Origin of the sequence: Ruegeria sp. HKCCD7303, from assembly GCF_013111185.1 — a bacterium.
In the GTDB taxonomy this organism is placed as follows: domain Bacteria; phylum Pseudomonadota; class Alphaproteobacteria; order Rhodobacterales; family Rhodobacteraceae; genus Ruegeria.
This window is the reverse complement of record NZ_WVRE01000007.1, coordinates 1-26,179: the sequence shown is the minus strand read 5'-3', so window position 1 is coordinate 26,179 and position 26,179 is coordinate 1. Positions and strand designations below refer to the sequence as shown.

Annotated in this window: 38 protein-coding genes and 1 pseudogene; 21 read left to right on the top strand and 18 right to left on the bottom strand. The window is 56.0% G+C overall.

Features of this window, described 5'->3' with window-relative positions:
- Positions 1 to 14: 14 nt before the first annotated feature.
- The 9 genes from GS630_RS16920 to rplO all read right to left on the bottom strand — a co-directional run bounded on the left by GS630_RS16920 (position 15) and on the right by rplO (position 7,603).
- Positions 15 to 905 carry a DUF2950 family protein gene (locus GS630_RS16920; protein WP_171712136.1) on the bottom strand — a complete coding sequence of 297 codons (891 nt, stop codon included), beginning with the start codon at positions 903 to 905 and terminating at the stop codon, positions 15 to 17.
- Position 906: 1 nt separating this feature from the next.
- A complete protein-coding gene (locus GS630_RS16915) occupies positions 907 to 2,229 on the bottom strand; it encodes a DUF3300 domain-containing protein (protein ID WP_171619995.1) in 1,323 nt (440 codons plus the stop codon).
- 139 nt (positions 2,230 to 2,368) lie between these two features.
- Positions 2,369 to 2,791: a 50S ribosomal protein L17 gene (gene rplQ / locus GS630_RS16910; protein ID WP_171181624.1), complete on the bottom strand. Its 423-nt coding sequence runs from the start codon at positions 2,789 to 2,791 to the stop codon at positions 2,369 to 2,371.
- Positions 2,792 to 2,908: 117 nt separating this feature from the next.
- Positions 2,909 to 3,925 (bottom strand): DNA-directed RNA polymerase subunit alpha, encoded by a 1,017-nt coding sequence (locus GS630_RS16905; protein WP_050605850.1) that lies wholly within the window; start codon positions 3,923 to 3,925, stop codon positions 2,909 to 2,911.
- A 114-nt stretch (positions 3,926 to 4,039) separates the two neighbouring features.
- The gene (gene rpsK, locus GS630_RS16900) at positions 4,040 to 4,429 is read right to left on the bottom strand and encodes a 30S ribosomal protein S11 (protein ID WP_008757289.1); all 390 of its coding nucleotides are present in this window, start codon (positions 4,427 to 4,429) and stop codon (positions 4,040 to 4,042) included.
- A gap of 15 nt (positions 4,430 to 4,444) precedes the next feature.
- The gene (gene rpsM / locus GS630_RS16895) at positions 4,445 to 4,813 is read right to left on the bottom strand and encodes a 30S ribosomal protein S13 (RefSeq protein WP_170328762.1); all 369 of its coding nucleotides are present in this window, start codon (positions 4,811 to 4,813) and stop codon (positions 4,445 to 4,447) included.
- A 201-nt stretch (positions 4,814 to 5,014) separates the two neighbouring features.
- Positions 5,015 to 5,659, bottom strand: coding sequence for an adenylate kinase (locus GS630_RS16890; protein ID WP_171181622.1), 645 nt, complete (start codon positions 5,657 to 5,659; stop codon positions 5,015 to 5,017).
- Positions 5,656 to 7,020 carry a preprotein translocase subunit SecY gene (gene secY, locus GS630_RS16885; protein ID WP_171181620.1) on the bottom strand — a complete coding sequence of 455 codons (1,365 nt, stop codon included), beginning with the start codon at positions 7,018 to 7,020 and terminating at the stop codon, positions 5,656 to 5,658. Before secY ends, GS630_RS16890 begins: the two co-directional genes overlap by 4 nt.
- A 109-nt stretch (positions 7,021 to 7,129) precedes the next feature.
- Complete coding sequence (rplO, locus tag GS630_RS16880; RefSeq protein WP_171091991.1) at positions 7,130 to 7,603, bottom strand: 50S ribosomal protein L15; 474 nt, start codon at positions 7,601 to 7,603, stop codon at positions 7,130 to 7,132.
- A 318-nt stretch (positions 7,604 to 7,921) separates the two neighbouring features.
- Between rplO and GS630_RS16875 the strand changes: the two genes are divergently transcribed.
- The gene (locus tag GS630_RS16875) at positions 7,922 to 8,956 is read left to right on the top strand and encodes a fatty acid desaturase (RefSeq protein ID WP_171181618.1); all 1,035 of its coding nucleotides are present in this window, start codon (positions 7,922 to 7,924) and stop codon (positions 8,954 to 8,956) included.
- Positions 8,957 to 9,001: 45 nt separating this feature from the next.
- On the opposite strand, the gene GS630_RS16870 is transcribed toward GS630_RS16875, so the two are convergent.
- On the bottom strand, positions 9,002 to 9,718 hold the full coding sequence (locus GS630_RS16870; protein ID WP_171619997.1) for a PIN domain-containing protein: 717 nt from the start codon (positions 9,716 to 9,718) through the stop codon (positions 9,002 to 9,004).
- The gene (locus GS630_RS16865) at positions 9,715 to 10,182 is read right to left on the bottom strand and encodes a helix-turn-helix domain-containing protein (protein ID WP_171181615.1); all 468 of its coding nucleotides are present in this window, start codon (positions 10,180 to 10,182) and stop codon (positions 9,715 to 9,717) included. The genes GS630_RS16870 and GS630_RS16865 overlap by 4 nt, the downstream gene beginning before the upstream one ends.
- Positions 10,183 to 10,657: 475 nt before the next feature.
- On the opposite strand from GS630_RS16865, the gene rplB reads away from it, so the two are divergent.
- The 19 genes from rplB to GS630_RS16770 all read left to right on the top strand — a co-directional run bounded on the left by rplB (position 10,658) and on the right by GS630_RS16770 (position 19,684).
- Positions 10,658 to 11,500 (top strand): 50S ribosomal protein L2, encoded by an 843-nt coding sequence (gene rplB / locus GS630_RS16860; protein ID WP_008757664.1) that lies wholly within the window; start codon positions 10,658 to 10,660, stop codon positions 11,498 to 11,500.
- A 3-nt stretch (positions 11,501 to 11,503) separates the two neighbouring features.
- Positions 11,504 to 11,782, top strand: a complete 279-nt coding sequence (gene rpsS / locus GS630_RS16855; RefSeq protein ID WP_005980699.1) for a 30S ribosomal protein S19 — start codon at positions 11,504 to 11,506, stop codon at positions 11,780 to 11,782.
- A 3-nt stretch (positions 11,783 to 11,785) separates the two neighbouring features.
- A complete protein-coding gene (gene rplV / locus GS630_RS16850; protein ID WP_039538267.1) occupies positions 11,786 to 12,166 on the top strand; it encodes a 50S ribosomal protein L22 in 381 nt (126 codons plus the stop codon).
- A complete protein-coding gene (rpsC, locus tag GS630_RS16845) occupies positions 12,166 to 12,873 on the top strand; it encodes a 30S ribosomal protein S3 (protein WP_171091997.1) in 708 nt (235 codons plus the stop codon). Before rplV ends, rpsC begins: the two co-directional genes overlap by 1 nt.
- Positions 12,874 to 12,885: 12 nt before the next feature.
- Positions 12,886 to 13,299 (top strand): 50S ribosomal protein L16, encoded by a 414-nt coding sequence (rplP, locus tag GS630_RS16840; RefSeq protein WP_117872242.1) that lies wholly within the window; start codon positions 12,886 to 12,888, stop codon positions 13,297 to 13,299.
- A 235-nt stretch (positions 13,300 to 13,534) separates the two neighbouring features.
- Positions 13,535 to 14,155 carry a 2OG-Fe(II) oxygenase family protein gene (locus tag GS630_RS16835; protein WP_171181613.1) on the top strand — a complete coding sequence of 207 codons (621 nt, stop codon included), beginning with the start codon at positions 13,535 to 13,537 and terminating at the stop codon, positions 14,153 to 14,155.
- A 108-nt stretch (positions 14,156 to 14,263) separates the two neighbouring features.
- On the top strand, positions 14,264 to 14,686 hold the full coding sequence (locus GS630_RS16830; RefSeq protein WP_171181611.1) for an ester cyclase: 423 nt from the start codon (positions 14,264 to 14,266) through the stop codon (positions 14,684 to 14,686).
- A gap of 195 nt (positions 14,687 to 14,881) precedes the next feature.
- Positions 14,882 to 15,088, top strand: a complete 207-nt coding sequence (rpmC, locus tag GS630_RS16825; RefSeq protein ID WP_010437082.1) for a 50S ribosomal protein L29 — start codon at positions 14,882 to 14,884, stop codon at positions 15,086 to 15,088.
- Positions 15,089 to 15,092: 4 nt separating this feature from the next.
- On the top strand, positions 15,093 to 15,323 hold the full coding sequence (gene rpsQ, locus GS630_RS16820) for a 30S ribosomal protein S17 (RefSeq protein ID WP_171181609.1): 231 nt from the start codon (positions 15,093 to 15,095) through the stop codon (positions 15,321 to 15,323).
- 75 nt (positions 15,324 to 15,398) lie between these two features.
- Positions 15,399 to 15,767 (top strand): 50S ribosomal protein L14, encoded by a 369-nt coding sequence (gene rplN, locus GS630_RS16815; RefSeq protein WP_008757934.1) that lies wholly within the window; start codon positions 15,399 to 15,401, stop codon positions 15,765 to 15,767.
- 2 nt (positions 15,768 to 15,769) lie between these two features.
- On the top strand, positions 15,770 to 16,081 hold the full coding sequence (rplX, locus tag GS630_RS16810; RefSeq protein ID WP_171092002.1) for a 50S ribosomal protein L24: 312 nt from the start codon (positions 15,770 to 15,772) through the stop codon (positions 16,079 to 16,081).
- Positions 16,074 to 16,634 (top strand): 50S ribosomal protein L5, encoded by a 561-nt coding sequence (rplE, locus tag GS630_RS16805; protein ID WP_171181607.1) that lies wholly within the window; start codon positions 16,074 to 16,076, stop codon positions 16,632 to 16,634. Before rplX ends, rplE begins: the two co-directional genes overlap by 8 nt.
- Before the next feature lie 19 nt (positions 16,635 to 16,653).
- The gene (gene rpsN / locus GS630_RS16800) at positions 16,654 to 16,959 is read left to right on the top strand and encodes a 30S ribosomal protein S14 (RefSeq protein ID WP_068340744.1); all 306 of its coding nucleotides are present in this window, start codon (positions 16,654 to 16,656) and stop codon (positions 16,957 to 16,959) included.
- A 13-nt stretch (positions 16,960 to 16,972) separates the two neighbouring features.
- Positions 16,973 to 17,365: a 30S ribosomal protein S8 gene (gene rpsH / locus GS630_RS16795; RefSeq protein WP_171181595.1), complete on the top strand. Its 393-nt coding sequence runs from the start codon at positions 16,973 to 16,975 to the stop codon at positions 17,363 to 17,365.
- A gap of 11 nt (positions 17,366 to 17,376) precedes the next feature.
- A complete protein-coding gene (gene rplF, locus GS630_RS16790) occupies positions 17,377 to 17,910 on the top strand; it encodes a 50S ribosomal protein L6 (protein ID WP_170467582.1) in 534 nt (177 codons plus the stop codon).
- A gap of 11 nt (positions 17,911 to 17,921) precedes the next feature.
- Positions 17,922 to 18,281: a 50S ribosomal protein L18 gene (gene rplR / locus GS630_RS16785; protein WP_039523386.1), complete on the top strand. Its 360-nt coding sequence runs from the start codon at positions 17,922 to 17,924 to the stop codon at positions 18,279 to 18,281.
- Between the two features lie 116 nt (positions 18,282 to 18,397).
- Positions 18,398 to 18,967, top strand: coding sequence for a 30S ribosomal protein S5 (rpsE, locus tag GS630_RS16780; protein WP_155148691.1), 570 nt, complete (start codon positions 18,398 to 18,400; stop codon positions 18,965 to 18,967).
- A 12-nt stretch (positions 18,968 to 18,979) separates the two neighbouring features.
- The gene (gene rpmD / locus GS630_RS16775; RefSeq protein WP_050605831.1) at positions 18,980 to 19,168 is read left to right on the top strand and encodes a 50S ribosomal protein L30; all 189 of its coding nucleotides are present in this window, start codon (positions 18,980 to 18,982) and stop codon (positions 19,166 to 19,168) included.
- Positions 19,169 to 19,471: 303 nt separating this feature from the next.
- Complete coding sequence (locus GS630_RS16770) at positions 19,472 to 19,684, top strand: DUF1127 domain-containing protein (RefSeq protein ID WP_171181592.1); 213 nt, start codon at positions 19,472 to 19,474, stop codon at positions 19,682 to 19,684.
- Positions 19,685 to 19,950: 266 nt separating this feature from the next.
- Here the strand turns inward: GS630_RS16770 and GS630_RS16765 are convergent, their stop codons facing one another.
- The 5 genes from GS630_RS16765 to rpsJ are packed head-to-tail and all read right to left on the bottom strand — an operon-like array spanning position 19,951 to position 22,545.
- A complete protein-coding gene (locus GS630_RS16765) occupies positions 19,951 to 20,583 on the bottom strand; it encodes a hypothetical protein (RefSeq protein ID WP_171619999.1) in 633 nt (210 codons plus the stop codon).
- Positions 20,580 to 20,876, bottom strand: coding sequence for a 50S ribosomal protein L23 (locus GS630_RS16760; RefSeq protein WP_008757532.1), 297 nt, complete (start codon positions 20,874 to 20,876; stop codon positions 20,580 to 20,582). Before GS630_RS16760 ends, GS630_RS16765 begins: the two co-directional genes overlap by 4 nt.
- Positions 20,873 to 21,490, bottom strand: coding sequence for a 50S ribosomal protein L4 (gene rplD, locus GS630_RS16755; protein WP_068340788.1), 618 nt, complete (start codon positions 21,488 to 21,490; stop codon positions 20,873 to 20,875). Before rplD ends, GS630_RS16760 begins: the two co-directional genes overlap by 4 nt.
- Positions 21,487 to 22,212: a 50S ribosomal protein L3 gene (rplC, locus tag GS630_RS16750; RefSeq protein WP_170574972.1), complete on the bottom strand. Its 726-nt coding sequence runs from the start codon at positions 22,210 to 22,212 to the stop codon at positions 21,487 to 21,489. The genes rplD and rplC overlap by 4 nt, the downstream gene beginning before the upstream one ends.
- 18 nt (positions 22,213 to 22,230) lie before the next feature.
- Complete coding sequence (gene rpsJ / locus GS630_RS16745; protein WP_008756422.1) at positions 22,231 to 22,545, bottom strand: 30S ribosomal protein S10; 315 nt, start codon at positions 22,543 to 22,545, stop codon at positions 22,231 to 22,233.
- Between the two features lie 346 nt (positions 22,546 to 22,891).
- Here rpsJ and GS630_RS16740 point away from each other — a divergent pair, with 346 nt between their 5' ends.
- The gene (locus GS630_RS16740) at positions 22,892 to 23,956 is read left to right on the top strand and encodes a DUF1214 domain-containing protein (RefSeq protein ID WP_216599166.1); all 1,065 of its coding nucleotides are present in this window, start codon (positions 22,892 to 22,894) and stop codon (positions 23,954 to 23,956) included.
- Between the two features lie 93 nt (positions 23,957 to 24,049).
- Here the strand turns inward: GS630_RS16740 and tuf are convergent.
- Positions 24,050 to 24,190: pseudogene (tuf, locus tag GS630_RS16735) on the bottom strand (elongation factor Tu); the annotation flags it as partial.
- A 34-nt stretch (positions 24,191 to 24,224) separates the two neighbouring features.
- Positions 24,225 to 26,051 (bottom strand): amidohydrolase, encoded by a 1,827-nt coding sequence (locus GS630_RS16730; protein ID WP_171620001.1) that lies wholly within the window; start codon positions 26,049 to 26,051, stop codon positions 24,225 to 24,227.
- Positions 26,052 to 26,179: the final 128 nt, after the last annotated feature.

The window sequence follows — 26,179 nt, the reverse complement described above, 5'->3', positions numbered from 1 at the left end:
AAACGCTTTTGGTTTTACTCTGCTGGCGACCAATCAGGGCCCGGGTCATACTCTTGGATATCCGCAGCGCGTTCGAGCGTGTCAGGACCGAAGTCCGCCTCGAAAATGATCCCGTTCTCACCCACAAGAAACGAGTGAATTCCGGTCTCGCCATACTCGGAAGGAACGGCCAACAACGCATGACCTGCTACAAAATGATCTCCGACAAAGTACGAATACGCACCACCCAGAGCATTGGGCCCCTGCCCCTGAAGGATCGTGTAGTAATAACCCAAGAAGGGTTCAGGTTCGTAATCCTCTTCACCGTCGCTCCACCCCGAGGCCACCGCCCGCGCAAGGGCTGCGCCGACAAAGCTGTCTTCCTCGGGCCAGAACAGACCATCTTTCACACCCGGATCGGAAATGATGTTGCGCGCGAATTCCATCACGCCGTCGCCATTATGGTCGGCCAAACGGAACGCGGCCTGAAGATCGACATAAGCATCAAGCAATTCCATCACTTCCAGCTCATTCAAGCCAATCTCGCGGGCCGAAACCTCTTCGATGCCCGCTTCGAGGTCAAAGTGCCATTCCTCACCGGCCCGAGAAATCGGGATCGGGAAGGGCCAGCTGCCTTCTCCCAGCAAGACGACAACACCGTTCTCGTCCGGCTGGAAACGATAGCCCTCGGCATACATACCAAGCACTTCCTCTCGTCTGGCGCGGTCTTCTTCGGGGTCGCCGGTTGCAAGCAAGTCTTCGGCCTCAGCCCCAAACACGTCCAGCAACTGGTCCCGATCATCCGACTTCAGAGCACCGACAAACGCATCCAACGCCGCTTGCGGGCTATTGTATCGGGCACCCTCGGATGCCGCTGTGCTCGCCGTGATCAAAAGAATGGCAGAAGAAATTATGAGTTTCCGCATCTTATCTCCTCCGCTTTCCCTTGGCTGCGTGCCCGCGTTTTGACGCGCTGTGGGTTCTCTTGCCGGACGCTTTTTTTTGCATGGCTTTCCCTTTGGCCGCAGGTTTTTTCTGCTGAACTGCAGCCCTTTGGGCCTGAGGTTTCTTGGCGGTCTTGGCGTTGCTTTTAACCGGCTTCTTGGCGGCACCAGAGGGTTGCTTGGTTCTGTCCACAGCCTTCTGTTTCGCGGCGGCTCTGTCAGTGTCGACATTCCCCCGATTGACCTTGGGCAATTGCTTGTCATTGCCGCGGTTGGCCAGTGCACCACCCGCAATCGCCCCGGCGCCCGCCCCGGCCGCCAACGCCGCAGCGCCCGAGCCGTCCCGACTTATGTCGGCAGCCCCGGATTCTCGGCTGAGCTTTGAGCGCAACTCATCTGTGCGGCCGTTTGGCCGGTCAACGGGCAATGTTCCGGCACCGCCACCAGTGCGTTTATGATCGGCGATTTTGTTCCGCGCTTGTTGCTGACGGTTCGTATCAGGCTTCCATTCAACATCTTTGCGATTAATGTTGTTACCGATATTGACGTTACCATCGACGTCTATGTCGATATTCGGGTTTCTGTAGATCGGGCCACCGCCCCATCCACCGCAGTTTCGGCACCCCCAATAATCGTACCAATCATCGTCATCGTCGAAAATCTCGTCAATCAACGCCACGGTGCCAAAGGTCAGCAGAGCGGCCCCAACGACGTCACCCGTTGATGGCCCGGTATACACCGTGGCAGGATCATATTGCGGAACGTAAACGGTTTCCGTGTTGGTCGGTGTGATGACGACGGTTTCATCCTCTTCGACCTCAACGGTTTGTTCCGGGCCGGACACCAGTGCACCGCTATCGATTGCCTGATCCCGCATCACCTGGACGGCATCCATCACATCGTCAGATTGGGCCAACATCGCTGTTCCCATCGTTTCGGTCCAGTCGACATGTGTCGCCATTTGCCCAACGATCTCGGGGAACGCTGTTGCAAGCACGCTGACGGACGGGTCCCAGCCCATCGCTTCGATTTCAGGCTCAAGCTCAGCCGGATCTCGGTCTGCATTGTCGATCAGAAAACGCTCGGCCTTCACAATCTCCAGCGGCTGGGTCGAGGCGACAAGTATCTGGATGAGCAGAGTATCCGGGTACAATGCAACCGGCGCGACCAGAGTTTGCAGCTCTGCGTCGGTCAGAAGGTCCGTTGTTTCTTGCGACGCCGCCTCGGTCGTTTCATCTGTGGTTTCCTGCGCGAAAAGCGCAGTGCTTGCGCAAAACAGGGGCGCAAAAATCAGATATCTAAACATATAGTGATCCTTCAATTTCTTTGAGGATCGCCCAAGTTCATGATTCTGGCAACAAATCTCGGAATTTGGCCCAAAGCCAAAAACCAAAAAGCCCCCGCGTCCGGGACGCAGGGGCCAATTATTCGAAAGCAGGGCTTTCTTATTCTTCGTCTGCAGCCTCTTCGGCGGCGACGCGGGCTTTGTCGGCTGCGCCTTTGGCGTCGATGTCACGATCAACAAACTCGATGATCGCCATCGGGGCCATGTCGCCATAGCGGAAGCCAGCTTTCAGGATGCGGACATAACCGCCCTGACGCTCGGCATAGCGGGGGCCCAGAACTTCGAACAGCTTCGCGACGTCTTTGTCTTCTTTCAGCTGAGATGCGGCCTGACGGCGGGCGTGCAGGTCGCCGCGCTTGCCCAGAGTGACCAGCTTTTCGATGATCGGGCGCAGTTCTTTTGCCTTGGGCAGAGTTGTCTTGATTTGCTCATGCTCGATGAGCGAGCCGGCCATGTTCGCAAACAGCGCCTTGCGGTGCTCATGAGTACGGTTCAGGCGGCGATAACCACGTGCGTGACGCATTTTCTAGTTCCTTCTTTCGCGTTTTGCTTTGTCTGGCCAGCGATGCGTGTCACCGGCTCTCCTTGGGGCATCATCGCCCAGACAGTCCCCGGAAAGCCGGGCATTGGGAAGACGCGCTTAGAACGCGTCTTCGAATTTCTTAGCCAAATCTTCGATGTTGTCGGGCGGCCAATCCTCGACATCCATGCCGAGGTGCAGACCCATGCCGGACAGCACTTCTTTGATCTCGTTCAGCGACTTGCGGCCGAAGTTCGGGGTGCGCAGCATCTCGGCTTCGGTTTTCTGGATCAGATCGCCGATGTAAACGATGTTGTCGTTCTTCAGGCAGTTTGCCGAACGGACCGACAGTTCCAGCTCGTCCACTTTCTTCAGCAGCAGCGGGTTGAACTCCAGACCATCGTCCTCGTCCTGACGGCTCGCCGATTCCGGCTCGTCGAAGTTGACGAAGATCGACAGCTGATCCTGCAGGATGCGAGCGGCAAAGGCCAACGCGTCTTCAGGTGTGATCGAACCATCGGTTTCGATCTTCAGGGTCAGCTTGTCATAGTCCAGAACCTGACCTTCACGGGTCGGCTGAACGTCATAGGCGACCTTTTTGACCGGCGAATAGATCGCGTCGATCGGGATCAGACCGATAGGTGCGTCTTCGGGCTTGTTCTTCTCAGCCGAAACATAGCCTTTGCCGGTGTTGACGGTCAGTTCCATGAACAGATCGGCGCCATCATCCAGGTGACAGATGACGTGATCGCGGTTCAGAACCTCGATGCCAGCGCTTTCGCTGATGTCACCCGCAGTGACAATTGCCGGGCCTTTGGCATTGATCGACAGGCGCTTAGGGCCTTCGACTTCCATGCGAAGAGCAACCTGCTTGAGGTTCAGAATGATATCGGTAACGTCTTCACGAACACCTGCGACCGAGGAAAACTCGTGCAGGACGTTGTCGATCTGAACGCTGGTGATTGCCGCACCTTGCAGCGAGCTCATCAGAACGCGGCGCAGGGCGTTGCCCAGGGTCAGACCAAAGCCACGCTCCAGCGGTTCGGCAACCAGGGTCGCCTGGCGTGCGGGATCGTTGCCCGGCTTGGCTTCCAGCTGAGTCGGCTTGATCAATTCTGCCCAATTCTTGTGGATCATGTAATCCCTCCATTCCTGTCCGCGCCCCATGACCAACAAGGTGCAGACGCCCGAGGTTCAAAATGACGTGCTGGGGCCGTGCAAAAACACAGCCCCAGCTCAATTCAAAATCGCTTAGACGCGACGACGCTTCGGCGGACGGCAGCCGTTGTGAGCAATCGGGGTCACGTCGCGGATCGACGTGATGTTGAAGCCCACCGCAGCCAGCGCGCGCAGAGCCGATTCACGACCCGAACCGGGGCCCTGAACTTCGACTTCCAGCGTCTTGACGCCATGTTCCTGCGCCTTTTTGCCTGCATCTTCTGCAGCCATCTGAGCGGCGTAGGGGGTCGATTTCCGCGATCCTTTGAAACCCATGGTACCGGCAGACGACCACGAAATGGCGTTGCCCTGTACGTCCGAGATCAGGATCTTGGTGTTGTTGAAGGTCGAGTTCACATGGGCAACGCCCGATGCGATGTTCTTACGCTCTTTGCGTTTAACGCGAGTCTTATCACGTGCCATCAGTCAGACCCTCCCTTATTTCTTCTTACCAGCGATGGCCTTTGCGGGGCCTTTGCGGGTACGAGCGTTGGTGTGGGTGCGCTGACCGCGAACCGGCAGGTTGCGGCGGTGACGCAGACCGCGATAGCAGCCCAGGTCCATCAGGCGCTTGACGTTCATCTGAACTTCACGACGCAAATCACCTTCGACGGTGTAGTTGGCGTCGATGTGTTCGCGGATGGCCAGAACTTCGGCGTCGGACAGTTCATTGACGCGACGAGTCGCTTCAATGCCCACGGCTTCGCAGATTGCTTTGGCCGAAGTGTTGCCGATACCGGTGATATATGTGAGGGCGATTGGTACCCGCTTTGCAGTCGGGATGTTTACGCCGGCAATACGTGCCACGTGTCACTTTCCTTTTCGTTGCGGTTCCGTAACTCCAGAACCTTTTTTCACAACGCTTGACCGTGGCAGTGTCGCCAGAGGGTCCAGCATTATTCGAGGTGGTCGGGGCGTTTGGGACGAATCCCTCACACAGACTTGATTCCCTTTAGGGATGGGGGTCGATATGGGCTTTTGGTGGGGCCGTCAAGCCCCAACCTGAAGTCAGCCGAGAATAGCCTCAATAGAGGCGGTCACTTCTTTGATCTCGGCCAGGCCATTGACCGGGCGCAGATCGCCTTTGGCATAGTAATACCCGATCAGCGGCGAGGTCTTTTTGTAGTATTCCATCAGGCGCGTGCGCAGGCTGTCTTCGTTGTCGTCTGCGCGGCGCTGGAAATCGTTTTCCTTGCCACAATTGGTACATTTGCCGTCGGCCGGGATCGGCTTGGTGATATCGTTGTAAACCTCACCACAACCACCACAGGTCGAACGCGCAGTGATCCGCTGCACCAAGGCTTCGTCATCCACACGCATCTCGATCACTGTGTGCAAGGACTGGCCCAGCTTGGTCAGCAATGCCGACAGGGCATCGGCCTGAGCCAGCGTGCGCGGGAAGCCGTCAAAAATGAAACCAGCACCGGTTTCAGTTGTCAGCTTCTCTTCGATCAGGCCGATCACGATTTCGTCTGTGACCAGCTTGCCCGCATCCATGATCGCCGCAACCTTCTGGCCCATCTCGGTGCCCGAGGTTTTGGCTTCGCGCAACATGTCGCCGGTGCTCAGCTGCACCATGCCGCGTGTTTCAACCAGGTGACGCGCCTGCGTCCCTTTACCAGCGCCCGGAGGGCCAAGAAGAATGATGTTCATCGACGAGCGGGTCCCTTCCTGCCGCGTTTCTTGCTCTTACCGCGCAGTTGTGACTTTTCGATCAGCCCTTCGTATTGATGCGCCAGCAAATGGCTCTGCACCTGTTGGATCGTGTCCATAGTCACAGAGACGATAATCAGAACAGAGGTGCCGCCAAAATAGAACGGGATGGCGAACTGGTTCCGCAGAATCTCGGGCAGCAGGCAAACCGCTGCCAGATAGGCTGAACCCAGAACCAGCACGCGGTTGACCACGTATTCCAGATACTCGGCGGTCTTCTTACCCGGGCGGATACCCGGTACAAAACCGTTTTGCTTTTTCAGATTGTCCGCAACATCATCGGGTTTGAACGCCACGTTGAACGTGTAGAAATATGCAAAGAACACGATCATCGACGCAAAGAACAGCAGATACAGCGGCTGTCCGGGGCCAAAGTTGGCCAGCATCCACGACATGATCGGTCCGTTTGTAGCACCCGCCGAGAAGGTCGAGATTGTCACCGGCAGCAACAGCAACGAGCTGGCAAAGATTGCAGGGATCACGCCTGCCGGGTTGACTTTGACCGGAAGGTGGCTGGATCCGCCCTCATAGACTTTCATCCCGGCCTGACGGCGCGGGTACTGGATGTGAACCTTGCGCAGCGCGCGCTCCATGAACACCACGAAGGTAATCACGGCGATGACCATCACGATCACCCCAACGATCACTGCAGGGCTGATTGCACCCGAACGACCCGAAGCAAAGAACTGTGCCAGTGCTGCCGGAACCTCAGCAATGATGCCCACAAAGATGATCAGCGAGATACCATTGCCGATGCCGCGCGCGGTGATCTGTTCACCCAGCCACATCAGGAACATGGTGCCGCCAACAAGAGTAATCATGGTCGACATGCGGAAGAACAGCCCCGGATCTGTCGCCAAATCACCAGCTTCAAGCGAAACCGCCAGACCATAGGCCTGTACAGTGGCCAAGGCCACGGTACCGAACCGGGTGTACTGGTTGATCTTCTTGCGGCCCTGCTCGCCCTCTTTCTTGAGTTGTTCAAGCGCGGGAACCATGGATGTCAGCAGCTGCACGATGATCGAGGCCGAGATATAGGGCATAATGCCGAGGGCAAAGATACCCATCCGCCCCAGCGCACCGCCGGTGAACATCGAAACCATGCCGCCGATGCCTTGCCCCGCCTGCTCCATGAACTCGCGCAGCGCCTGCCCGTCAATCCCCGGCACCGGAATAAAAGTGCCTAGGCGATAGACGATCAGCAAACCCAGCGTGAACAGGATGCGGTTGCGCAGATCGGTGGCTTTGCCCAGAGCAGCCCAGCTTGTATTGGCTGCCATTTGTTCTGCTGCTGATACCATAAATCGGTCTCTCTTATGCAAACGCCGCCCGGAACCGTTTTCCGGCTCGGACGGCGTCTTGGAAAACTCTGAGGTCTATGTAAGCGGGTCTTGGCCCGCTCACAAGCGATTACTCTGCCGCAGCAGCTTTTGTGACCTTCAGTGAACCGCCCGCTTTTTCAACTGCCTCAACGGCAGACTTCGAAGCACCGGTTACTTCCAGGTTCACTTTGGCGCTGATTTCGCCTTTGGCCAGAACGCGGATACCGTCCAGCTTGCGGCGGACCAGACCGGACGCAACCAAAGCGTCTTCGGTGATCGCAGCCGAAGCGTCCAGCTTGCCGGCTTCGACAAACTTCTGGATCAGGCCCAGGTTAACAACGGCGAATGCCTTGCGGTTCGGCTTGCTGAAGCCACGCTTGGGCAGACGCTGGTACAATGGCATCTGACCGCCTTCGTAGCCATTGATGGCCACACCCGAGCGGGATTTCTGGCCTTTGATACCACGACCACCCATTTTACCTTTGCCAGAACCCGGACCACGGCCAACGCGAGTGCGTTTAGGTGCGGCGCCTGGATTGTCGCGCAATTCGTTCAGTTTCATTTCGCTTCTCCTAAGCCGGATATGACCCCCGAAGCGTGATGGGCCAAACACGGCATTTCTTGGTTTTGATTCTCATGGCGGAAAGCCACCGCAGGCGTATAGGCCCGATGGCCAAGCTTGGCAAGTCTGTAGATTGCCGTCCGCTCTGCGGCGCAGTCAAAGGTACCCGAACCAGACTGTAAACTGCTCCCAAAAGGGCGACCTCGCCGGTTTCTAACCGTTATTTGAGCACGAATTCCACCAACTTTGGCAGAAACCCCTTGCCATACCGAAGTGGTAGTCTATCGGGATGCCTGTAAACACCAGACTGGCAGGCGCATGACTCACCCTTCTCACTCGCTTCGGGACAAGCCGGAGACAACCGCCGCACGTGACTGGGTAACAACGCTTGCCAAATATCGCGAACCGGACCAACTGCGAAGCACGTTCGAGTTGGGCGTCAGCATTGTTCCCTTCTTCGCGCTTTGGGCGTTGTCCTGGATGTCGCTGTCTGTCAGCTATTGGCTGGCCTTTGCGATTTCCGTGCTCAATGCGGCCTTTCTGCTGCGCCTTTTTGCCATCCAGCATGATTGCGGACACGGCGCGTTCTTCAAGAACCGGACGGTCAGTGACTGGATCGGGCGCGGAATCGGCGTTCTGACCCTGACACCTTATGATGTCTGGCGTCGCACGCATTCCACGCATCACAACAGCTCGGGCAATCTGGGCAAGCGCGGGATGGGCGATATCCACACCCTGACTGTGGCCGAGTATCAAGCCAAAACGCCAATGAACCGGTTCTGGTATCGCGTCTATCGGAATCCGATCACCCTGTTCGTGTTTGGCCCCGGCTATCTGTTTCTGTTTCAGAACCGCCTACCCTTGGGCCTGACCGACAGCGTCAGGTTCTGGGTCAGCGCCATGGCCACCAATGTCGCCATTCTGGCCATATTACTGACGGTCTATTATTTTGGCGGCCTGATGCCGATGCTGCTGATCTTCCTGCCCTCAACCCTGATTGCCGCAGCCGCCGGAGTATGGCTGTTCTACGTGCAGCACCAGTTCGAGGACACACATTGGGAGTCGGATGAGAACTGGCAGCTGCACGAAGCGGCGCTGCACGGAAGCTCTCATTATATATTGCCGTCGGTCTTGCAGTGGTTCACCGCCAATATCGGCATCCACCACGTGCATCACCTCTACAGCCGTATTCCCTTTTATCGCCTGCCCGAAGTGCTGCGCGATCATGATGAGCTGGCCAACAGCAACCGGATGACCATCCGCGAAAGCCTCGCCAACGCACGGCTGCATCTGTGGGATGAGCAAAGCCGCCGCCTGCTGTCCTTCGCCGAGGCGAGGGCGCTTTATGGGTGAGGGGTTCCGTGGCCAGCTGGTTCGTCGGAAAGACGCCAAGAAATCCTATGTGACCCTGGAAAAGGGCAGCTCCATCGCCGTGTCCTCCGGTCGCTGATCGGACCCGTCCTTGGAGAGAGTTAAAGACCCCGCGAAAGCGGTTTTTTTGTACCGGTCGTCTGAACAGTTTTGCAAGGCAGCCTTGTATTCGTGGATTAGTGAAGCAGTCTTTAGCATCGCTTCACCCTCGCAGAGTGTAACAAGTTTTTCCGGTGTGATTTCAGGGTTTTTGAGACGTTCGCGCATTCTTCTGAGTGTCGCCATGGTTTCTGATGGTGACAATGAAATGCAGTCGGCAAAAAAGCTATCTGCCGACAGTGGCTCTATATCAAATGGCGCGCAATATTCCGGCGGGAAATCTTTCAGATTGTCGGTCACGATAACCGATGCGCAGGTCTTAATTGCCGCTGCAAGAACGTGCCGATCTTTCTCGTTAATGCCATCTAGTGAAGGTTCAAGAACCTCGAAATCCTCGACCATAGCTTCCTCAAACGCTCGGCACATATTACTGCGCTGGCGTTTCGCACCCTTATCGGGTTCGGCGATTTCTTTGCGTTGAAGCAGCTTCACTATAGTTCGTTCAGTCTCATCCATGATCTTGTTAGACCATCGAACGCGATAAAATTCAGCTTGGGCAAAGGAAAGTAAAATATTTCGCTTAAGGGCGCTGGATAACACGCAAGCGTCAGCCAGCGCCGTGAAGCGGTCAGCTTGATAGTTCAAAGTAGGCCGTGCTCTCCGTCAAATTCCGCAAGGTCTGCAAGAGCGTCAGCACGCTCAGTGTCACGTTTGTCTTTGTATGCCATCAAGTCGCTTGCTTTGATGCGCCTATGTCTCCCAACGCGATCAAAGGGGATTTCATCTCTTTCAAGCAATTTGATTAGATGAGGGCGTGAAACGTTCAGTATATCAGCTGCTTGTTGCGTGGTCAGTTGACTATCCAGTGGAATCAGTTGGAAGCCTCGACCACTGCTAACTAGCCGCAACAACTCTAAAAAAGAGTGCGCAAGTGCGGGCGAGAGCGTGATTGGCTGCGTCTCACCCTCGACATTAGATATGTTTATTACTGTTTCGCCGTCCTCCTTGATTTGCGAGGCGACGATTTGTCTAAGCGTCTCGGCGTTTGTGCTTTCCAACTCAGTTGGCAAGCGTTCGTCAAAGGCCGGCGCATTTAACGCGGCATTCATAGCGTGTTCTCTCTTATTGTATATGTTGGTTCGATAGAGTTACTTGTCTGGGCTCGGTAGTTTTCCACACACCGTTGTGTATTTATATGGATCTATTCGCAATATTCGCAACAACTTTCTGACAGTATCAAGTAAAAAATGTGTTTAAATTGTGGTGCGATGCATTCAAAAGTTCTTTACAGATAGCGATTTGGCCTAGCCATTGGGATTTGCGCGTAGCATCGAAAAACTTATGCGTGCAAGTTGGCTGGCCGTTCGTAAACTACCTTTCTCAGCATTGCAGAACGCAAGTAATTCCCTATAGACACCCACCGCCAACACTGCTAAACGCACCCAATCTTGCGGCCTCGGATTCGTTCCGGGGCCTCTGATATTTGTAACCGGGGACCTTCGGGGCCCTATACCCTTGGCACCTACGGGGGCCTATCACATAGCAGGGAAAACCCCTGCACTTGCTAAACGGAAGACAGAAAGCATGGCACTCAAGTCGTACAAGCCGACGACGCCGGGCCAGCGCGGGCTGGTGCTGATCGACCGTTCGGAGCTTTGGAAAGGACGTCCGGTCAAGTCTCTCACTGAGGGTTTGACCAAATCGGGCGGCCGGAACAACACCGGACGGATCACTTCACGCCGCCGCGGCGGTGGCGCAAAGCGTCTCTACCGGATCGTTGACTTCAAACGGAACAAATTTGATGTCGCGGCAACCGTCGAGCGGATCGAATATGACCCGAACCGGACCGCATTCATCGCACTGGTAAAATACGAAGACGGCGAGCAGGCATATATCCTGGCTCCGCAACGTCTGGCTGTTGGTGACAAAGTCGTGGCATCCGCCAAGGCCGACATCAAGCCGGGCAACGCAATGCCGTTCTCGGGCATGCCCATTGGTACCATCGTCCACAACATCGAGATGAAGCCTGGCAAAGGCGGTCAGATCGCACGTGCGGCCGGTACTTACGCTCAGTTCGTTGGTCGCGATGGCGGCTACGCTCAGATCCGTCTGAGCTCGGGCGAGCTGCGCATGGTCCGTCAGGAATGCATGGCCACCGTCGGTGCCGTGTCCAACCCCGACAACTCGAACCAAAACCTCGGTAAAGCCGGTCGTATGCGCCACAAAGGCGTGCGTCCGTCGGTTCGTGGTGTTGCAATGAACCCGATCGATCACCCGCACGGTGGTGGTGAAGGTCGTACCTCGGGTGGCCGTACACCGGTTACGCCGTGGGGTAAGGACACCAAGGGTAAGCGTACCCGCAACAAGAACAAAGCGTCCCAGAAGCTGATCATCCGCTCGCGGCACGCCAAGAAGAAGGGACGTTAATCTATGTCTCGCTCTGTTTGGAAGGGTCCTTTCGTCGATGCTTACGTGCTGAAAAAAGCCGAAGCAGCGCGCGAGTCGGGCCGCAACGAAGTCATCAAAATCTGGTCGCGTCGTTCCACCATTCTGCCCCAGTTCGTGGGTCTGACCTTTGGTGTGTACAACGGCCAGAAGCACATTCCCGTCAACGTCTCGGAAGACATGATTGGTCAGAAGTTCGGTGAATACTCGCCGACCCGTACCTATTATGGCCATGCCGCAGACAAAAAAGCGAAGCGGAAGTAAGTCATGGGCAAGGAAAAGAACCCCCGCCGCGTGGCTGAAAACGAAGCAATGGCGAAAACGCGCATGCTTCGCACCAGCCCGCAGAAACTGAACCTGGTTGCGCAAATGATCCGCGGCAAGAAAGTTGAGAAGGCTCTGACCGACCTGACTTTCTCGAACAAGCGTGTCGCGCAGGACGTCAAGAAGTGCCTGCAGTCCGCAATCGCGAATGCCGAAAACAACCACAACCTGGACGTTGACGAGCTGATCGTCGCCGAAGCATGGGTTGGCAAGAACCTGGTCATGAAGCGCGGTCGTCCGCGCGCCCGTGGCCGTTTCGGCAAGATCATGAAGCCGTTCTCGGAGATCACCATCAAGGTGCGTCAAGTTGAGGAGCAAGCCTAATGGGACATAAAGTCAATCCGATCGGCATGCGCCTTCAGGTCAACCGCACCTGGGACAGCCGTTGGTACGCTGATACCAAGGACTACGGTGATCTTCTGCTGGAAGACATCAAGATCCGTGAGTTCATCAACAAAGAGTGCAAGCAGGCCGGTGTTGCACGTGTGATCATCGAACGTCCGCACAAGAAGTGCCGCGTCACGATCCACACCGCACGTCCGGGTGTCATCATCGGCAAGAAGGGTGCAGACATCGAAGTTTTGCGCAAGAAGCTGGCCAAGATGACCGACAGCGAACTGCACCTGAACATCGTCGAAGTGCGCAAGCCGGAACTCGACGGTCAACTGGTTGCCGAGTCGATCGCTCAGCAGCTGGAACGCCGTGTCTCGTTCCGCCGCGCGATGAAACGTGCCGTTCAGAACGCCATGCGCATGGGCGCCCTGGGTATCCGGGTGAACGTCGCTGGTCGTCTGGGTGGTGCCGAAATCGCACGGACCGAGTGGTACCGCGAAGGCCGCGTGCCTCTGCACACCCTGCGTGCCGACATCGATTACGCACATGCCGAAGCGATGACCCCTTACGGGATCATCGGGATCAAGGTCTGGATCTTCAAAGGTGAGATCATGGAGCACGATCCGCAGGCACGTGACCGTAAAGCACAGGAACTCCAGGATGGTCCGGCACCTCGCGGTGCAGGCGGCCGTCGCTAAGGGGGAATTGAGATGCTTCAACCAAAGCGTACAAAATTCCGCAAGATGCACAAAGGCCGGATCAAGGGTGAAGCCAAAGGCGGCTCTGATCTGAACTTTGGCACTTACGGTCTGAAAGCTCTGCAGCCTGAACGCGTCACCGCGCGTCAGATCGAAGCTGCACGTCGTGCCATGACCCGTCACATGAAACGTCAGGGTCGTGTCTGGATCCGTATCTTCCCCGACACTCCGGTCACTGCAAAGCCGATCGAAGTTCGTATGGGTAAAGGTAAGGGTTCGGTGGACCGCTGGGTTTGCAAGGTCAAGCCTGGTCGCGTGATGTTCGAGATCGACGGTGTCAATGACGACATCGCCCGCGAGGCCCTGCGCCTGGCCGCGATGAAGCTGCCGATCAAGACCCGCGTCGTGGTTCGCGAAGACTGGTAAGCGATTGGGGCTAAGGCCCAGTTCGCAAAAAGATTGACCCCCGTCGGGACACCGGCGGGGGTTTTATGTTGGGGGCGCTGCCCCCGCCGCGGCAAGCCACGCCTCCCCCGGGGTAGTTTTAGCCAGATGAAGCAGGAATCCATTTTTCATCTGGCCAAAAATACCTCGGAGCGCGAGGCAGAGCCTCGCATTTCCGCCATCGCCTTCCCCGCATCACTGGTCTAAGACAGGACGCATGGCACAGATTGAATCACTTTTCGTTACCCGTCTCTATCGCGCAGCTTTGTCCGAGTTTGATCCCAAAATAGACTCGGAGGAGCTTGAAAACTCTTGCCTTGTTATCGCGGAAGATGACGAGGCCGGACAGGATTGGTGTGAAGAGAATGGCTATCCCGGCTATACCAGCTATGCCTCGCTGACGGATCTGCCCTGGCGGTTCCCGATCTTTGCCGATCTGGTGAAAGTGCTGGATCAACACGTGGCGGCCTTTGCCAAGGATCTGGAGTTTGATCTTGGTGAAGGAGAGCTGAAGCTGGAGGATCTGTGGATCAACATCCTGCCCGAAGGTGGTATGCACTCCAGCCACCTGCACCCGCACAGCGTAATTTCTGGCACGACCTATGTGGCGATGCCCGAAGGGGCGAGCGCGTTGAAACTGGAAGATCCGCGCTCAGGCCGCATGATGGCAGCGCCGACGCGTCTCAAAGGTGGTCGGCGGGAATTGCAGCCGTTCATTTATATGAAGCCACAGGTAGGGGATGTCCTACTGTGGGAAAGCTGGCTGCGCCACGAGGTGCCGATGAACATGGCCGAGGACGAACGGATTAGCGTCAGCTTCAACTACAAGTGGGAGTAGCGTGCACTCTGTTAGGGGTTCTCTTAGAACTCTGTGGGGTCTGGTAAACTAGGACAAGCCAATCTCAATTACAGCCGTTACTCTCTCATTAATAGAGGAGTAACGGTAATGAGAGAAGCAGAGCGTGTTGTACGCCAATTTCACGAAAGCTGGGGCATGCGCGACCCTGAACGTGGCGCGCAGGTTATTTCTGATGACTGTAAGTTTGAGGATGTAGCCCGTGGTGAAAGGCAAATAGGAAAGCTCGCGTATAAAGAAGACTATGCGCGTTGGCGAAAAGCATTTCCAGATGGGGAGTGTATCGTTGACAATGTCATCGTGAGCGATTGTGGCGAGTGGGCCATTGTAGAGTTTCACAATACCGGTACGCATACTGGTATCCTGCATTCCAGTTTGGGAGAATTTGAACCTACGGGTAAGCGATACGAAGTACGCTACTGTTCTGTAATGCGCGTAAAGAACGGTATGGTTGTCGAAGGGCGCGACTATTATGACAGTGCCACAATCGTTCGAAACCTCGGTTTAATGTAAGGATCGTGTGTATTTTTTGCGGATGTTCTTCCTTTAGAAACTTCCTCTTGCCACCCACCCCCTAAACCCTTATACGGCGGCATCCTGCAAGTCCCCCGGCCGAGTCGGGGGATTCGCATGTCTATCATTCATCCACCAGGTCCAAGGTGACCCTGCAAGGGGGCCTTCTGGTGTTTTGAGCAAAGGAAAAAGGCGATGAACGCCCAAGAACTGCGTGACAAGACCCCGGACCAGCTCCGCGAGGAACTGGCCAACCTGAAGAAAGAAAGCTTTAACCTGCGCTTTCAACAGGCAACCGGTCAGCTGGAAAATACAGCTGGTATCAAAGCGGCCCGCCGCAATGCTGCCCGCGTCAAAACCATTCTGAACGAAAAGGCCGCTGCTGCGGCATCCGAGGAGTAATCAGATGCCCAAGCGTATCCTGCAAGGCACCGTGACCAGCGACGCCAACGAACAGACCGTAACCGTATCTGTCGAACGCCGCTTCAAGCACCCGCTGCTGCAAAAAACCGTTCGTAAGTCCAAGAAATACCGGGCTCACGACGAAAAGAACGCCTTCAAGGTCGGCGACACCGTACGCATCATCGAATGCGCGCCGAAATCGAAGACGAAACGTTGGGAAGTTCTGGAAGCATAAGCTTCCGGGATTTTTCATTTGTCGAAACCCTGGGGGATTTAACAAGACCAGCCCCCACAGGTCGGGAGAAACCACATGATCCAGATGCAGACCAATCTGGATGTTGCTGACAACTCCGGCGCACGCCGAGTTCAGTGCATCAAGGTCCTGGGTGGTTCCAAGCGTAAATACGCCTCCGTTGGCGACATCATTGTCGTCTCGGTGAAGGAAGCCATCCCGCGCGGCCGCGTGAAGAAAGGTGACGTCCGCAAGGCCGTCGTCGTACGCACCGCCAAAGAAGTCCGTCGCGAAGACGGCACCGCGATCCGTTTTGATCGCAACGCCGCCGTCATCCTGAACAACAACAACGAGCCCGTAGGTACCCGTATCTTTGGCCCCGTTGTTCGCGAACTGCGTGGCAAGAACTTCATGAAAATCATCTCGCTGGCTCCGGAGGTGCTGTAATCATGGCTGCTAAACTCCGCAAAGGCGACAAGGTCGTCGTGCTGGCCGGCAAGGATAAGGGCAAAGAGGGAACCATTTCCTCGGTTGACCCGAAAGCCGGTAAAGCTGTTGTCGATGGCATCAACATCGCCATCCGCCACACCCGTCAGTCGCAAACCTCGCAAGGTGGTCGCCTGCCTCAGGCAAACCCGATCGAGCTGTCGAACCTGGCGCTGCTGGACAAGAACGGCAAAGCAACCCGCGTTGGCTTCCGCATGGAAGGTGACAAGAAGGTCCGCTTCGCCAAGACCACAGGGGACGTGATCGATGCTTGATAACGCAACCTACACCCCGCGTCTGAAAGCTCAGTACGTTGAAACCATCCGTGCCGCTCTGAAAGAAGAGTTCGGCTATAAGAACGACATGCAGCTGCCCAAGCTGGAAAAAATCGTTCTGAACATCGGTTGTGGTGCTGAGGCGGTCAAAGACTCGAAGAAAGCGAAAGCTGCTGTCGAGGATCTGACTGCGATTGCTGGTCAAAAGGCCGTTGCAACAAAGGCGAAGAAGTCGATCGCGGGTTTCCGCGTCCGTGAAGACATGCCGCTGGGTGCAAAAGTGACCCTGCGCGGCGACCGGATGTACGAATTCCTGGATCGTCTGATCACCATCGCGCTGCCGCGCGTTCGTGACTTCCGCGGTGTTAAGCCGTCTTTCGATGGTCGTGGCAACTTTGCCATGGGCATGAAAGAGCACATCGTGTTCCCGGAAATCGACTTCGACAAGGTCGACGAGGTCTGGGGCTTGGATATCGTAATTGCCACCACAGCGAAAACCGACGCTGAAGCGAAGAGCCTGTTGAAAGCATTCAACATGCCATTCAACGCGTAAGCGCCGGGAGGATTGAGACATGGCTAAAAAAGCAATGATCGAACGCGAGAAGAAGCGCGAACGCCTGGTGGCCAAATATGCCGCAAAGCGTGCCGAGCTGAAAGAAATCGCGAATGACGAGAGCCGCCCGATGGAAGAGCGCTTCAAGGCGCGTCTGAAACTGGCGAAACTGCCGCGCAACAGCTCGGCTACCCGTCTGCACAACCGTTGTCAGCTGACCGGTCGTCCCCACGCTTACTACCGTAAGCTGAAGGTCAGCCGTATCGCGCTGCGCGAGCTGGGTTCTGCTGGTCAGATCCCCGGCATGGTGAAATCGAGCTGGTAAGGGAGACATAGATATGAATGATCCTATCGGCGATATGCTCACCCGTATCCGCAACGCGCAACTGCGCGGCAAATCCACCGTTTCCACCCCGGCTTCCAAGCTGCGCGGTTGGGTTCTGGATGTGCTGGCGGACGAAGGCTACATCCGTGGCTATGAAAAGACGACCGGCGAAAACGGTCATCCGGCCATCGAAATCAGCCTGAAGTACTACGAAGGCACCCCTGTTATTCGCGAACTGAAGCGGGTCTCAAAGCCCGGTCGTCGTGTTTACATGGGCGTCAATGACATCCCGCAGGTCCGTCAGGGTCTGGGCGTGTCGATTGTCAGCACTCCGAAAGGTGTGATGTCGGACGCAAACGCTCGCTCCAACAATGTTGGCGGCGAAGTGCTCTGCACCGTCTTCTAAGGAGGTCTGCAATGTCTCGTATTGGTAAAAAACCGGTCGAGCTGCCCAGCGGCGTTACCGCCTCTGTGTCCGGCCAGACCATCGAAGTGAAAGGTCCGAAAGGCACCCGCAGCTTCACCGCCACCGACGACGTAACGCTGTCGGTTGAAGACAACGTGGTCAAGATCGACCCCCGTGGCATGTCCAAGCGTGCCCGCCAGCAGTGGGGCATGAGCCGCACCATGGTTGCCAACCTGGTAACCGGTGTGACCACAGGCTTCAAAAAAGAGCTGGAGATCCAGGGTGTCGGTTACCGGGCTCAGATGCAGGGCAACACCCTGAAACTGAACCTGGGCTACAGCCACGATGTTGATTTCACTGCTCCGGAAGGTGTCACCATCACCGCGCCGAAGCAGACCGAAATCGTTGTGGAAGGTATCGACCAGCAGTTGGTGGGCGAAACCGCGGCCAAAATCCGCGAGTGGCGCCGTCCCGAGCCGTACAAAGGCAAGGGCATCCGCTATAAGGGCGAGTTCATCTTCCGCAAGGAAGGCAAGAAGAAGTAAGGACGCAAACAATGGCAAACAGCAAAAGAACCCTGTTTCTGAAGCGCCGCCTGCGCGTTCGGAACAAACTTCGCAAAGTCAACGCCGGCCGTGTACGCCTGTCGGTTCACCGTTCGAACAAAAACATCAGCGTTCAGCTGATCGACGACGTTCGTGGCGTGACCCTGGCGTCGGCCTCGACCCTGGAAAAAGATCTGGGTGTTGTTGGCAAGAACAACGTCGAAGCGGCCACCAAAGTGGGCGCAGCCATCGCCGAGCGTGCCAAGAAGGCAGGCGTCGAAGAGGCCTATTTCGATCGTGGTGGCTTCCTGTTCCACGGCAAAGTGAAGGCAGTTGCCGACGCTGCGCGTGAAGGTGGTCTGAAGATCTAAGACTTGCGGGCAGCTTTGTGGCTGCCCCGATGATCCGGGGGCCTCGGCAACAGTCGGGGCTCACTTGGATTGAAGCAAACGGCGTCACAAGCGCCACATGAGAAAAGGGATGCCAAATGGCAGAACGTGAAAACCGTCGGGGCCGTGGCCGCGACCGTGAAGAAGCACCGGAATTTGCAGATCGTCTGGTCGCAATCAACCGCGTGTCGAAAACCGTAAAAGGTGGTAAGCGCTTTGGCTTCGCCGCTCTGGTGGTTGTCGGCGATCAGAAAGGCCGCGTCGGCTTTGGCAAAGGTAAAGCGAAAGAAGTACCTGAGGCCATCCGTAAGGCGACCGAACAAGCCAAGCGTCAAATGATCCGCGTGCAGCTGCGCGAAGGTCGGACCCTGCACCACGACATCGAAGGCCGTCACGGCGCTGGTAAAGTGGTTATGCGCACCGCACCTGAAGGTACTGGTATCATCGCCGGTGGTCCGATGCGTGCCGTGTTCGAAATGCTGGGCGTTAAGGACGTTGTGTCCAAGTCGCTGGGCTCGCAGAACCCGTACAACATGATCCGCGCCACCATCAACGGCCTGCAGAAAGAGCAGAGTCCGCGTTCGGTTGCCGCGCGTCGTGGTAAAAAAGTTGCTGACATCCTGCCCAAGCGGGACGAAGCACCGGCTGCTGCTGAAGCAGAAGCATAAGGAGAGCGACCCATGGCAAAAACCATCGTCGTCAAGCAGATCGGTTCACCGATCCGCCGCCCCGCCGAACAGCGCGCAACCCTGATCGGCCTGGGCCTCAACAAGATGCACAAAACCCGTGAGCTGGAAGATACTCCTTCGGTTCGTGGTATGATCCGCAAGATCCCGCATCTGGTAGAGATCGTCGAAGAACGCGGCTAAGCGCGAAGCCTTCGAGAATTTCCAAGAACGCCTCTGACTTCGGTCGGGGGCGTTTTTTCTTGCCTTTAACAGCAACCGACGTGTCGCTTTGATCCATTGTGTTAAAAGGATGAGAAACGATGAAACTATTCCTATCCGTTCGGCGCAAGGATTGACGTTGGACATACCGAAAACGCATAGCCGGTAGACCGAAAACTCGGTTGTTAGCGATACCTCTCAACCCTATTTCACGCTTGTCCAATGAAGGAACACGAAAAAGGAAACGTCAGGGAATACGCCCTGATTTGAGAAAGGAATAAGAAGATGACAACTGCTACACTGACACACTCCGGCTTCGGCTTCAGCGCCCGGATTGCAAACATGATCGAACGGATGAAAACCGCGCGCGCCCGTGCGGCTGAGTATCAGCGCACTTACCGCGAACTGCAAAACCTGACCAACCGCGAGCTGGATGACATCGGCGTCCGTCGCTGTGATATCGCGGACATCGCGCACAAGCACGTTTATTGCTCATAATCGCGGATACCCGAAGCAAAAACACAAAGGCGCCACAGGGCGCCTTTTCTGTTTCAACCAGAAGCCCACAGTGCGATCAGACAGCGCCGGATGACCCATATCTCTCGAGAAGGTCGAAAAGCGGCTGTAAGGCGCTAAATTCGGGCTCTGCGTCGTTTGTCACCCAACAGGAGCAGCCGGTGCACTGTCATAAGCAGGACAAATGCCATCAGGCACCTCATAAGCTGCCTGGAATGTGTCTCCCCAACTTCAGCGACCTCATGGCCCTACCCTAAAGATCGCCTGCGGCAGAGAGGTTCGGATTCCACAGCCAGCCGCTGCTGACGCTTGATGTATCCTAATACTTCGCGAAACGCGCGGTGCTTGGGTTTCCCTTCCAGATAGTCAGCCAGTTTCAGCAAGTTGATCGGGTGTTTCTTAACAAGCAACTCGATCCGCTGCACGGCACCGTCCAGCTCGTAGTGGTCCACGAACTGGCAAGCAACTTGTGTGGGGGTCAGCAGGCAGTAATCTTGCGGGCGCTTGTCTGTGTAGCGCGCAATGTCAAACGGCGACGCGCCCAGGGCGTGGAATTTGGGGATGTGTACGCGCATGTCCGCCTCGGCGTGTTCAAGCACCGTACCAGAGGTCTGACGGAACCCCAATGGGCCAAGCTTGCCGACCACATGACGACGCATCGCCGGAGAGATCATGTCTACGTCGGCCCGGTCGTACTTCAAATCATCGAAAACAGACAAAAGCCCCAGTTGCTCGTCAGCAATCTGGAAATACGGTTCGGCGCTGAACGCGCGCATTTTCTCCAGCACTTGTGTACGCGTGATCTCAGGGTCTGAAACGAAATCGGCCTCGGCGGGTTGATCCGCCGAGGCCGTAAATAGTCGCAGTAAGCGTCGGATCAAAGACCGGTGCTCACGTCGATTGTGTTGCCCTCTTCCAGGGTCACATATGCTTTTTTGACGTCTTTCCGACGGCCCAGTTGGCCGCGGAACCGCTTGACCTTGCCTTTGGTCACGGTGGTGTTCACCGCCTTGACCTTCACACCAAACAGAGCCTCAACGGCCTCTTTGATCTGCGGCTTGTTGCTGTCGATCGCCACTTCAAAGACAACCGCGCCGTTTTCGGACGCCATGGTCGACTTTTCGGTGATGATCGGCTTGCGGATCACGTCGTAGTGTTCTGCCTTCGCGCTCATTTCAGACGAGCCTCCAGTGCTTCGACAGCCGCTTTGGTGAGCACCAGGGTGTCACGCTTGAGGATGTCATAGACGTTTGCGCCCATCGACGGCAGGATATCCAGACCTTCGATGTTCTTGGACGCTTTCAGGAACCCTTCGTTCACGGTCGCGCCGTCGATGACCAGAGCGCGTTTCCAGCCCAGGTTTGCAACCTGTTTGGCCAGAGCAGCGGTCTTGCCTTCGGCTTCGGCGTTCTCGATCACAACCAGTTCACCTGCTTTGGCTTTTGCCGACAGAGCGTGGCGCAGGCCAAGCTTGCGGAACTTCTTCGGCAGGTCGTGGCCGTGCGAACGAGGGGTCGGGCCCTTGTAGATACCACCCTTGCGGAAGATCGGCGCGTTGCGGTCACCATGGCGTGCGCCACCGGTGCCCTTCTGGCGATAGATCTTCTTGGTCGAGTAGCTGGTTTCCGAGCGGGTCTTGACCTTGTGGGTGCCGGCCTGCGCGTTGTTACGCTGCCAACGGACCACACGGTGCAGGATGTCCGCACGCGGCTCGAGACCGAACAGATCGGCGTTCAGCTCGATGTCGCCGGCTTTGCCGCCGTCCAGTTTGATTACATCAAGTTTCATGCTTCACCACCTTCCGCGGGAGCTTCTTCCGCAGGTGCTTCGGTTGCAGCCGATTTCACAGCAGCCGGGAAAGGCAGGCCTTCCGGTGCTTTCTTCTTCACGGCGTCCTTGACGGTGACCCAGCCCGATTTCGGTCCGGGAACGGCGCCTTTGATGAAGACCAGGTTCCGGTCGGCGTCGGTTTTGACAACTTCCAGGTTCTGGGTGGTTACACGGGCAGCACCCATGTGACCGGCCATCTTCTTGCCTTTGAACACCTTGCCCGGATCCTGACACTGACCGGTCGAACCGTGCGAACGGTGGCTGATCGAAACACCGTGCGAGGCGCGCAGACCACCAAAGTTGTGGCGCTTCATTGCACCGGCAAAGCCTTTACCGATCGAGGTACCCGAAACGTCAACTTTCTGACCTTCCAGGAAGTGTTCTGCCGAAATCTCGGCGCCCACTTCGATCAGGCCATCTTCAGAGACGCGGAACTCGGCCAGCTTACGCTTGGGCTCGACCTTTGCAGCGGCGTAGTGGCCGCGCATGGCCTTCGAGGTGCGTTTTGCCTTGGCAGCACCGGCGCCCAGCTGAACGGCGGTGTAGCCGTCTTTGTCAGCGGTACGCTGTGCAACGACCTGCAGGTTGTCCAGGTGAAGAACGGTCACAGGGATCTGCTTGCCGTCTTCCATGAACAGGCGGGTCATGCCAACTTTTTTTGCGATAATACCAGAGCGCATAATCTATACCCTCCGATCTTACGACTGCAGCTTGATCTCGACGTCCACACCAGCAGCGAGGTCGAGCTTCATCAGCGCGTCTACGGTCTGGGGGGTCGGATCAACGATGTCGAGCAGACGCTTGTGCGTGCGGATCTCGAACTGGTCGCGGGATTTCTTGTCAACGTGAGGGCCACGGAGAACCGTGAACTTCTCAATCTTGTTCGGCAGCGGGATCGGGCCGCGCACGTTCGCGCCGGTCCGCTTGGCAGTGTTGACGATCTCTTGCGTGCTGGCATCCAGAACGCGATAGTCAAATGCCTTCAGCCGAATACGGATGTTTTGGCTTTGCATATTAACAGCCTTTTATCAGGCGTTGAGGTTGAGAGGAGGACAGACGCGCATCGCCAACCCTCTTCGAACCCAAAAGGCGGGAATCATCCCGCCTTGATGTTCTTATTGAGAACTCGCGCGTATTAGTGGGATTGGTGGGGTTTGGCAAGGGGGGAAATTTCAACACTGCTCGAGGCAGCTACCCGATAGTGAGGCGCTTGCTCGTCATCGCGGGTCAGCCTTTGATTTACCTCAATGCATACGAAAGCCGCAATCATTAAACTCTGTCTCGGATAGTCATAGACCAAATTGAACTGGCACCCCCGTGGGATAGTGGTCGACCCATTTTTACCAAAGGAGAATCACGATGCTTAAGCATGTTGCAACTGCTGTGCTCCTTGGCGCTGCACTGACAATGCCTTTTGACGATTCTGCCGCACAAGGCGCATCGAATGACCTGAGAAAGTTCTTTGACAGTCGCAATGTTCCTGTCACGGTCGACAATTTTGTACGGGCCGCCACGGATATCGAGTTTGGGAAATACGTGGCACTATCTGGCGGTATCAACAAAGTTTTGCACATTCGAGAACCTACCCCGATTGACCAACAACCCACGATCCGCATGAATCGGGACACCCTTTACAGTATGGCAGTCATTGACATCACCGAAGGAGCAACCCTCACCTTACCGGACGGAGGGAACCGCTACATCTCGGCCCAGATCGTCAATCAGGATCACTATATGAACAAGGTGTTTCTGGGCGCTGGAACCTATGAATTGGATTTTGACACGTTCGACACCCCTTTTGTCGTGATGATTGTGAGGCTTCTAGTGGATGCCAGCGATCCCGATGACATCGCGGAAGTTTCTGCTTTGCAAGACAAAATCACTTTAGAGGCAAAGTCCGCAAAACCCTTTATCTCGCCTCATTATGACGAGAAAAGTTTTGATGGCGTATTGCAAGCTGCGCTATCGCTCAGCCGGTTTATTCCTGATAGCCGGGCCACGTTTGGTCCCAAAAGTGAAGTGGACCCCATCCGCCACTTTCTGGGCGCTGCTTTTGGCTGGGGGGGATTGCCGGAAGAATCCGCCTTCTATCTGTCGATTGACCCCAATCGCCCTGTTGGTGAATATAAAATCGATATCCCGGCTGCGGTCCCGGTGGACGCCTTTTGGTCCATCAGCGTCTACAACGCGGATGGCTTTTTTGAGGAAAACGAAACCGGCGTCTACAATGTAAACTCTGTTTCAGGCGCGGAAAACGATGACGGCAGCATGACTGTTCATCTTGGCGGATGCGGTGACGGACGCGTAAACTGCATCCCGTTGACAGATGGGTGGAACTATGCAGTGCGCCTGTATCAACCTGGTCCCGAAATCCTTGATGGAACGTGGACTTTCCCCAAGGCTGTCCCAGTGTCCACGGACTGAACGCAAAAGCCTGATTTATAAGCTGTTGCAAGAAAAGGCCGCCCCGATATGGGACGGCCTTCTTTAGTTCAACCGAGTTGCGGCAAGCGCGCCTTACTCGATGATTTTCGAGACAACGCAAGCGCCGACGGTGCGGTCGCCTCCGCGGGTCGCGAAGCGGAGGCCTATTTCCGTTGCGATCGGTGCGATCAGCTCAACGCTGAACGACGCGTTTTGGTCAGGCATGACTATTTCAGGGCTTCAAGCAACCGAAACCTAAATCCTTAGCCTAATTCCGTACAAGCCACGGCTCTTCTACCTTCATTCCCTGATAGATCGCATGCAAGAAAACATGCGCAATCACCGGGTCATTCGAAAAAGGTGAAAACTGCAAATTGCCTTCTTTCACACTCTCTTGGGCTTCATAGACAACCTCATCCCCTTTGACAGTCACAAGCACCTCCAGTTCGGCCAACGTCTCGGGGTCGATGGATGTTGGATCATCGGACAAGATCACAAAATCGGCGACCTTCCCCACTTCGATCGAACCCTTCTCATCTTCCTCAAAGTGTTGCCATGCGGGCCAAATCGTCATGGCCTTCAGGGCGGTCATGACATCAACCCTCTGATGCGGGCCCAAAATGTCGCCCGACCGTGTGCGACGCGTGACCGTTGCCGCAAGGACCCGCATGCTGTCTGGAAAGGCCACCGGGGCATCATGATGCGTGCCAAACATCATGTCCCGTTCGTGCAGCCACCCGGTGGGTGAGATGTTGTCGGCATTGACCGGCCCAACGGTGTGATCCCGATGCCAGTCCCCCCAATAGAATGTGTGCATCGGGAAAAGGGAGGGGAACACGCCAAGGCGCTTGAAGCTGGCAACCTGGTCTTCTCGTAAGAACTGACCGTGCACCAGAACCGGACGGTTGCCGGGGTCACCATACTTCATCTGCGCTTCTTCCAATGCGGCAATCAGCATGTCAGAGGCCCCTTCACCATTAGAATGCACCAAAATCTGAAAGCCGTTTTCATAACACCAGTTCACGGCATCTTGGAGTTGCTCCATTGTAATGGCTGCATATCCCGCATACCCAGCAGCGTAATTTCCAACCGGATCAAAATAGGGTCGATCCCGCAACGCAGTAAAACCCTGAGGCGAGCCGTCAATCGTAAGCTTGCAGCCCCCGACCCGAACCCGGTCTTCATAGTCCTCTGAGGTATTGGCACCGATAAATTCCCTGGCCTCTAGAACATCCGGAAACGCTACAACGTCGATTGGAAGTCCGTCTTCGGCCGCAACTTTCCTAAGAACTTCTACAATTTCGCCAGAAGAACGGCCTTCTTGTCCGGTCGTATATCCAAACTTTGCCCAAAGTTCGGTTCCAGCTCGGGCGAAGGCAGCCAAGCCGTCCTCACCCAGATTTCCCAACATGGGTACGAGAACCGAAAAGAAGGCGTATTCTTCCAGAACACCGTTTGGCTCTCCTGCTTCATCACGCTGAATTACACCACCGGGTGGTGCCTCAGAAGCGGCGGTGATGCCTGCCAACTCCAGAGCTTTGGAATTTGCGACACCCAGATGCCCGGACTGATGAATGATGATGATAGGCAAGTCTTCGGACACCACGTCCAGTTCTTGCCGTGTAGGGTGGCGCAATTCCTGCAGTTGAGCATTGTCGTAGCCAAAGCCAATGATCATTTTGACCTGTTCAACGGCCTGCGCATTCTCCTCGGCCCAGTCAGTCAGCGTGGATTGCAGACTTGCGATATCAACGACCTCGCCATCGGGTGGCGCGAGAAGGTTGGCTGACAGCGCCTGCAATCCTCCCATGACAACATGTCCGTGGCTGTCCACGAAGCCCGGCAGCATCGCCCGTCCGTTCAAATCGAATGTTTCCGTTCCATCACCTTGATGCACAGACAGGTCAGACAGCGATCCAACAGCCAGAATGCGCCCGTCTTTGACCGCGACCGCCTCGGCAGAGGGGTCATCGTCATGCATCGTGACGATTGGCCCGCCTAGGTAAATGCGATCCGCGATTTGTTGGGACAACGCCGAACTAGATGAAAAAGCAATTGCCGCAACAAGACAGAGCGAACATGCCGATACGTGCATCTTATGACCTCTTTCGAATTGCAATAATCCAATACGAAAGAGTTTAGCATCTCGGTGGACGTTTGCGAAAAAGAAAAAGGCCGCCCCTTAGTGGGACGGCCTTCTTAGTCTCACCGATGTGCCGGGCT